This is a genomic window from Paenibacillus sp. P4_A9 (assembly GCF_056402415.1).
The window spans coordinates 36942-44669 of sequence record NZ_JBFUHL010000045.1 but is presented as its reverse complement, the minus strand read 5'-3'; the positions used below and the strand labels follow the sequence as shown (position 1 = coordinate 44669).

The following is a 7728-nucleotide window of genomic DNA, read 5'->3' as shown; positions in this document are numbered from 1 at the left end:
CCCATGATCCGTTTGTCAATTGTATGATGTGATTAAGGGAAATGGTAAATTCCATAAAGCTAATATCAAGTGAAGTAAAATCAAAATCCAAAACACCGTTAATTTTGTTCTCTTTTGAGAGTAAGTTGTAGATTAATACATCATGATGAACTAATTGCTTCGGCAATTGTATTAATTCATTTTTATTTTGTTCCACAAAGTAGATCGTTTCTTTATAAAAGTTAAGTGCTGTTTGAGGAATTTCAAAAGGTGGAGCCTTGATAAAAGATGTAATAGCATCATAACCGGCTAATGGATGCAGACTATAAATTTCTGTGAAAGGAACCCCTTCAAATTTAAACTCTGCTGAGCATTGACTAAGTGCTGAACTGATTTCACCTACAACAGAACCAAACTCTGTGGCTTGCTGAACATTGGATATCTCCGGAACTACCCCTTCAACAAACGAAACGATCGCACCTAATGTTCCATCGGAGAAGTGTACGTACTGTTCGCTCTCATTCGTATTCAAAAATACGGGCACGACAAATGAAAGATTCTGTTTACTCAAATACATTGTTAATTGATCTTCAAATTTAATGCTTTCTACATTTTTAGTATGACGATTGTAGATTCGAATGACATATTTTTGATCATTCATTGTTAAAATTTTCGTTAGGTTAGTCAGACCGAATGGCACTGGATCGATATTGTATGTAGAATCCTCAAAGTATTTACGAACGATCACATCAATTTTTTCTTGCATATTATCCCCCGATCCAGCATCCATTCTTTTTAAAATGGATACTCAAAACAGAGTATCACAATGAGGGGATTTAAGGAATATTCACTGTATGGAACCAACTGGTAATAAGCAGCTGACTCCTCAAAGTCAGCTGCTTATTTTTATTTTTTTATATTTTATTTTACAACCTTTTCAATGAACCTTTGGATGATAATGGATAATTGCGCTCTGGTTGCTGTATCTGTCGGAGCAAGAATATTATCTCCATAGCCGTTGATTAACCCTGAGCCTATTGCCCATTCCATGGGTTCTTTAGCCCAACTTGATACTTTATTTCCGTCAGTAAAGGCATCCACGTTCTTGACACTAGAAATGTCATATCCTTTATGCTTTGCATAATTGTATAGTATAGTGCATAGTTGTTCTCTTGTTATGTCATCATTCGGTCCGAAGAGCCCATTTCCATAGCCACTTATAACATTGTTTGATGAAGCCCATGCAACGGCGTCACTAAACCATGTGTCTGTCTTAACATCTGTAAAGCTGCTTTCTAAAGCTGACGGATTTCCTTCCAGTCTATAAAGAATCGTTACTATCACGGCTCTGCTGGTATTTTGATTTGGGCTGAAGCTGTTCTCGGATGTTCCTATCATAAGCCCTTTTTCGCTCACAAATTTTATACCTTCATAGAACCAATCATCTTCTTTTATATCGATGAATTTTTTGATAGATTCTGCAGTCCCCGGAATTTCCACTTCTTTTTCCTTAATAAATGTAGGCTCAACTTTAGCCCCGCCTACAGGCATGATGAAGCTATAGGTGCCGTCTGCATTTTCAGTGATTTTTACTTCCTTACCATTTTGATCGAATACCTTAATATCATCCAACTTATAGCCCTTATCGGGTGTAACGGTAATGGCAATCTTGGTTCCGGCAGTTGCTTGGGTTTTGTCATAAGAGACCGAACCGTTTTCCGCCTTGGCACCCATCGACACGGAATAACTTGTAGAGGTACTGCTACTTCCGATAGGTGGAGCTACCGGTGTTGCTTCTACCGATACGTTGATGGTATAGGATACTTCAGTTGTATCGTCTTCTGCGGTTACTACTACATTCCAGGTTTTACCTGCATCGATTGTCGTGGCAGTACCTACAGTTGTATGAACATCATTGGTAGTTACCACGATATCAGAGGCTGTAAGGTTCGCTAATACTGTATCGTGCGGAAGTACTACGTTATAGACAGTATTATCGCTGCCAGAAACGGTGGCCGCTACTCCAGCGACAGTTACACTTGTAACACTGGCATCAGAGGCTGGCCCCGATAATAATGTGTGCGTTACGCTCGGCCCGTGCCCGGTCCATTTTCCAATGGTCACCTGGTTCCGAGGTAGTTCGGTATTATTTTTACCGGTAAAGCCTGTGGAGCCGCCAAGTCCGCCTGCGCCGGACGCATATTTCAGAATCTCGCTTCCCGCTTCCACAGATATTGTATAAGGAATATTGGGAAGAAATCCGGCAGTTGAAAGCACATAAGTATTTTGACCCGGTTGAACGGTTGGTTTCGCGTTTGTTTGAACTGCTCCACCGTCCACCGGCACGCCGTTAATCATGATGCGGTAGCCGGCAAATCGCGCGGTATCGCCATTGGAATAATCCGTTACGTCGTTTTCGTTCCATGTGAGGGTCATATCCTCCCCAATCCACCTGCCGCCGCTGACGGTAAGCTTGCTATCGGGAGCCCACTGCGGAAGCTGCATTAAGGTGCCGGGAACGGTGGTGATCGTAATCGGACCTGCCACAGGCCCTTCCTGTCCAATCCAGTTGACGGCCTTCATCGTAACATCATATGTCACGCCATCATCCAACCCCCACAGCGAGTAACCTATCCGGTCGTCATTGTCAAAATAGGCTTTGAATGTGTGGGTAGCATATTTGGGATCTTGCGGCGTAGCCGTTAAATCGTAATAATGGACGCCGTAGACAGCATCGGTAACGTCATACCAAGCGAAATCCTGCCAGGAGATGCCCGTAATGTTTGCAGCTTTAACTCTAAAATCCGGCGATGCAGTCGAGATCGTCGTGGTTGCCCCAAGCGTTGCATCATTCGTAGTTACCAACGTCTCCAGCAGTTCCCCATAGGAAGCATTTGCACCTGTCGTCTCCGGTCGGACCGCAACTTTGTAGGAGGTTTTTGGGCGCAGCGCGATTTCCGTGGATTCCGACCCCGATCCAGAACTCATTACAATCTCTTTTTGCTGATAGCCATGACCATCCTGCATATCAACCAACACGGCGTACTGCGTCGCATTATCGATGGCGGGCCAATCTAAAGTGACCTTATAAGTATTGGCCGTCACGGTGAGTGCGCCACTCCCATTCAGCGCATCCGGCCTGCGGATTGTGGTCCCAAAGCAATTCTCGATCGTGACGTTCTTGCTGTTGGTGGCGGTAATGTCTCTTTGAAGACCTGTAATGTTGCGGAAGGTAACATCCGACATGCCATTTATCGTAATCGTACCAGCATTTGTTCCTAAGTAAGAAAAGATCTTGATATCCTCGAACGTGAAATTGCGCAGCACTGGGCTTTTAGCATAGGCGGAGCTGCCGGGTGCCGCTGTGTTAATCAGCGGTACGAGAGAGTTTGACACCGTCATATTGCGTACTAAAACATTTTCGAAGGTCAGGGGCAGCTCGCTTTCCGGACCGAAGGCTGTGCTGGCGTTGCCATCGCTGTAGGATGTGTCAATCACAATCGTACCGTTGTTTCCACCGACCATATAATTGACCGCATTGTCGCGCACGATAATATTGCGGATACCGCCTCCGGTGGTAGCGCCGGATTTCATACGCAAGACGCCATTACTTCCTGCTTCGCCCGTATTATAGACATTCTCTTCCGCGACCATATCGCCGATCCAGCCGCCGGTATGGCTGCCCATTGCCAACAGGCCGCCATGGCCGTTACGTACAAAGTTATTGAAAATGCGGCCCTCTCCGCTTGCCACTTTGTCGGTCAAATTGCGTACAACCGTGCCCTGACCGGCTGCAAAGTTGATGGCGTCATCGCCGGTATCCCAAAAGCTGTTCATGACCATAAGATCAAGGCAGTCGCCAAACTCGACACCGTCGCCATTGTTGGCGTCGAACATCATCGTAACAACGCCGTTCACAGCAATCTGCTCGGACTGATAATTGACGATTCCGTGGAATGCTGGATTATAGAAGGTCAGCCCCTCGTAATACAGGCCATGCACGCCGCGCGCTACCGTCAGGTTGGGTCGGGCATTGTAGAATTGCGGGGTACCGGCATTCGGTGTTTGATCCTGACGCGACTGCCACATCGCATCAGCAGCGAGGATGCCTCTTACCGCGGCGGAATCGTTTGGTTTATTATTATCATCAACAGTGGCGCTGCTGCCTGCCTGGTAGTTCGGTAGATTCCATTTATTCCCAGTAGGATCGACGAGGCTTGGGCCTGGAGATGGATCCACCGCCCTTTTGGTCTGTAAGCCGCTTCCGGTGGTGGTATTCTTCCAACCGTTACCGTCAATTGCGCCCTTACCGACGATGCGGATGTTCTCCAAGGAGCCATTGTCCCAGGATACAGCATTCAACAGGCCATATGTCCGGATATCCTGTGAATAAGGATAGACCAGAAGGCTGCGCGGATAGTGGTCAAAAACAGGAGAGCCGAGCAGCACAGCCCCCTCTTCAATTTCGAAGGTCATATTGCTGTGCAGAAACAGTGATCCGCTTGTATAATACCAAGGTGCCGCATTGTTTCCGCTTCCCTTTAATACAGCCTTGCCGCCCGCAGGGGTGGCGTCGATCGCAGCCTGAATCGCGGCGGTGTTGTCTTCGATTTCTTTTATAACCGTTGCATTATTGTTTGCGCGCCGAATTGTATAGTCACCAGACTTATTAATAATATAGGTTGCGCCATGGTCGGCGGCGTCTATGACGATAGGTATAGACGCAGTTGAAAAGCTAAGCGGCGCACTAAAAGCAGACGTTGTAGTGTCGGCGTAAACGGCCCGCACCTTAAATTCATACATCGTCTCGGGTTCCAGACCGGTCGCCATAAAGGAAAGGTTGCTGATCCGATGATGATTCGCGTCTAATTTCTCGTAAAATGCGTCCATATACGCACTAACATAGGAATAATTCTTTTTAAAATTATCGCTTGCAAGTCCGAGGCTGATTTCATCCTGGAATACCTCATAGTCCACGATTTTTTCTGTACTCTCGTAATAGTCGTCCGGCTTCTCCCAGCTAAGAACAATTTTTGATTCATCAAATGCTAATGGAGGTACGGATAAGTTTTGTGGCGCCATAGAATAGCCGCCAGCCGCATGAACAGGCATTGCTGGAAATAATCCAACCAGCAGAGCCAGTGAGAGCATGAAACTGTAAATAATGTTAGCTTTCTTCTTCATTTAGATTTCCTCCTGTTGTTAAAACCTAATGCATAGTGCTAATATGTATAGCTACATTAAATCAATTTCGGTGAATAACAGATATAATCATTTCTTAACATTTTTGTAATAAAGCCTGTATAATAGGGCAATTTGTGCAGAATCCAATATAAAGACACCTATGATTACAAATAAAAGAGCATCCACCAGAATCGGGTCCCGGTTAAGATGCTCTTGATTGACTTTCACATAATTATTCCTATTCTGGTAACTTAGTGAAAAAGGTGCATTTTTTGTATTCACCTTTTGAGAGTTCAATAGCTATTTGTTTTTGCTGACTTACACCTTTTATTGCGTATAATTTGCCTCCACCATTACGGATTATCATAGGTCCTTCAGGTGTATTTCTACCCACCTCACCATTATTGGTTGGGTACGGACTTACTTGATTATTCACTACCCCTATTTCTTTATCAATCTTATCGATTGGTACAGACTCGGTAACCAACTCATAAATAATGTCATTCCAAGCCAAAGTTACACGTACTGTTTTACCGTACTCCAATTCATTTTTACGACTCTCGGTTTGTGGAGCTGAAGAACAACCTGAAAAGATTATTATTAAAGTCAATACAATGTAGAAAAACTTCGAATTCATGATCTCACCTCTAAAGGAATAGTAGTTACTTTACAGTCAAGAGTTTAAAATAGTTCTTTATTTCGTTATTATAATGAAATAAAGTTTAAGTAGCTTATTTTTCCCTTTATTTACTATAAATTTACTAAGGATGGATTGTGATGAGTAAGAGAACAGCACTTCGATTAACTCTAGGATTTGGACTTTGCCTAATCGTTTCATCTGGAATGAACTCTGGTGAAGCTAATGCCGAGTTTACGGATACTGCAGGTCATTGGGCAGAAACAGCCATTAGGTGGGGAGCAGAGCGAGCATTAATAGACGGTTACGACGACATGACGTTCCAGCCTGACCGGACTATGTCGGAAGCAGAGTTTGTGACTTTGTTTCTTAGAAGCTTTGGTGCGCAGCAGAACATTGATCCCGAGGTAGCATGGTCCTCTCCCTACTACGAGACTGCACAGAGTTATAACTTACCTGTTAGAGGAGCCAATCAGATTGAAGAGCGGGACAAGCCAATCAGCAGGACAAAGGTAGCCGAGTTGGTGTCGGGTGCTGATGGCAAAAATTACACAGGTCCAGATGCCGTAAGGTATTTGCTCCAGAAGGGCTATGCTCAAGGGAAAATCAATGAAGATTACTCTGGGAAGACGGTGTATGCGTATCGAGGGGATGAGAATTTGACCCGGGCTGAAGCGTTGACTTTCGTTAAAGGACTTCAAGAAAAAGGTTGGACAACGGTGAAAGTACGACCAAAGACCCCTTCGGATCCATCAGAGCTAACCAGCCTCCCAGGCGAGAAGCTGAAGGGATATCAGACAAACAAAGGACAGTCTGGTCCCGTCCTTTATTTTACATACGAGGTTGAGAACGGAAATGTGGTGTTCACCAATAATACAATGGGTCCCGATGATCCGGCTTATCGAGTCCGCCTTAAGGAGAAATACAATCCGCATATAAATGAGTATGTCTATGCCATCGCGAACAGCTTGTATGATCCAGATCGAGAGAAATTGAACTTGAGCTATAGTCGAAAAGGAAATGCTGCGGTCTCAATCACGTTAGGTACGTACGATATGAGTTTACAGTCAACGGGGCTGCCCTATTTCAACAAACCTTTCGAATTTGAGGTTTTCGAGGAGCTGGATCATTCCCAGAATAATACGATGAAGTTGTACATTTCCCGCTTATGGGGCAACCAGATGAAGACCACGCAATTCGATGACTATTACATCAACAAACTTCGAAACTCCTTGATCAGTGTTCTAGGTGAGAATGAAGGTCTGCTGGTCAGTAACTCCTTAGTGGACGAGATGAAGATTCTCGTACAGGACCAAGCCCAAGTACAAGATTGGGACCTTAGGTGGGGGGATCCCGAACTTGATTACAACAGATCGAGCCATCTCTCACTTTCATCGATGGACGTTTATATCCATACGTCGATATCAGGCATTCAAGTGAATTTTATTACCAAAGCCGATCCCAACGCAAAACAAACCCAATATGTTGTCACCCCGGAAGGAAAATATCTTCTGGAAGACGGTAAGCCCGCAACCTACAAAAATGTATCCCTGCAAGCCTACATGTCCATTGAAAGAAAAGGCGCAGTAATTATACGGCAACCGGATGACATTGAGGTCTCGAAGGAGACGATCACAACTCCGCACGGACCCGCTTCAATGGTGGAGAGACAGTTTACATTTGTGGATGATCCCGAACGCAAGCAGCATACGACTTATGAGGTCACCCTACTCCGGCCAATGTCAGGAGAGCCAGACACCAGAATCGAGTATACGCTGAGCGGGATTGTAATCGGGCAGAAGGACAGCGCTAAACAGGATATGCTGGACTTGGTTCAAGGTTGGGTTATTCCTGAGTTATTGAACAATGTTAAGGAAGAATAATGTATTAGGATGACTGTGTTGAATTCATGCTAACGCGAAGAGGCT

At 44.8% G+C, this 7728-nt stretch carries 4 protein-coding genes and 1 pseudogene; 1 reads left to right on the top strand and 4 read right to left on the bottom strand.

Annotated elements, in window-relative coordinates:
* The 4 genes and pseudogenes from AC1DVJ_RS22915 to AC1DVJ_RS22900 form a co-directional block, all read right to left on the bottom strand.
* On the bottom strand, positions 1-745 hold a 745-nt coding region (locus tag AC1DVJ_RS22915; protein ID WP_477593639.1), incomplete at its 3' end, for a phosphotransferase.
* Positions 746-900: 155 nt separating this feature from the next.
* Entirely contained in the window at positions 901-4341 is a 3441-nt protein-coding gene (locus tag AC1DVJ_RS22910; RefSeq protein ID WP_477593643.1) for an S-layer homology domain-containing protein, read from the bottom strand.
* A 381-nt stretch (positions 4342-4722) separates the two neighbouring features.
* Positions 4723-5061 (bottom strand): annotated as a pseudogene (locus AC1DVJ_RS22905) (fibronectin type III domain-containing protein); the annotation flags it as partial.
* Positions 5062-5401: 340 nt separating this feature from the next.
* The gene (locus AC1DVJ_RS22900; protein ID WP_477593638.1) at positions 5402-5800 is read right to left on the bottom strand and encodes a hypothetical protein; all 399 of its coding nucleotides are present in this window, start codon (positions 5798-5800) and stop codon (positions 5402-5404) included.
* Positions 5801-5940: 140 nt separating this feature from the next.
* On the opposite strand from AC1DVJ_RS22900, the gene AC1DVJ_RS22895 reads away from it, so the two are divergent.
* Positions 5941-7683 carry an S-layer homology domain-containing protein gene (locus AC1DVJ_RS22895; protein ID WP_477593637.1) on the top strand — a complete coding sequence of 581 codons (1743 nt, stop codon included), beginning with the start codon at positions 5941-5943 and terminating at the stop codon, positions 7681-7683.
* The last annotated feature ends 45 nt before the right edge of the window (positions 7684-7728 follow it).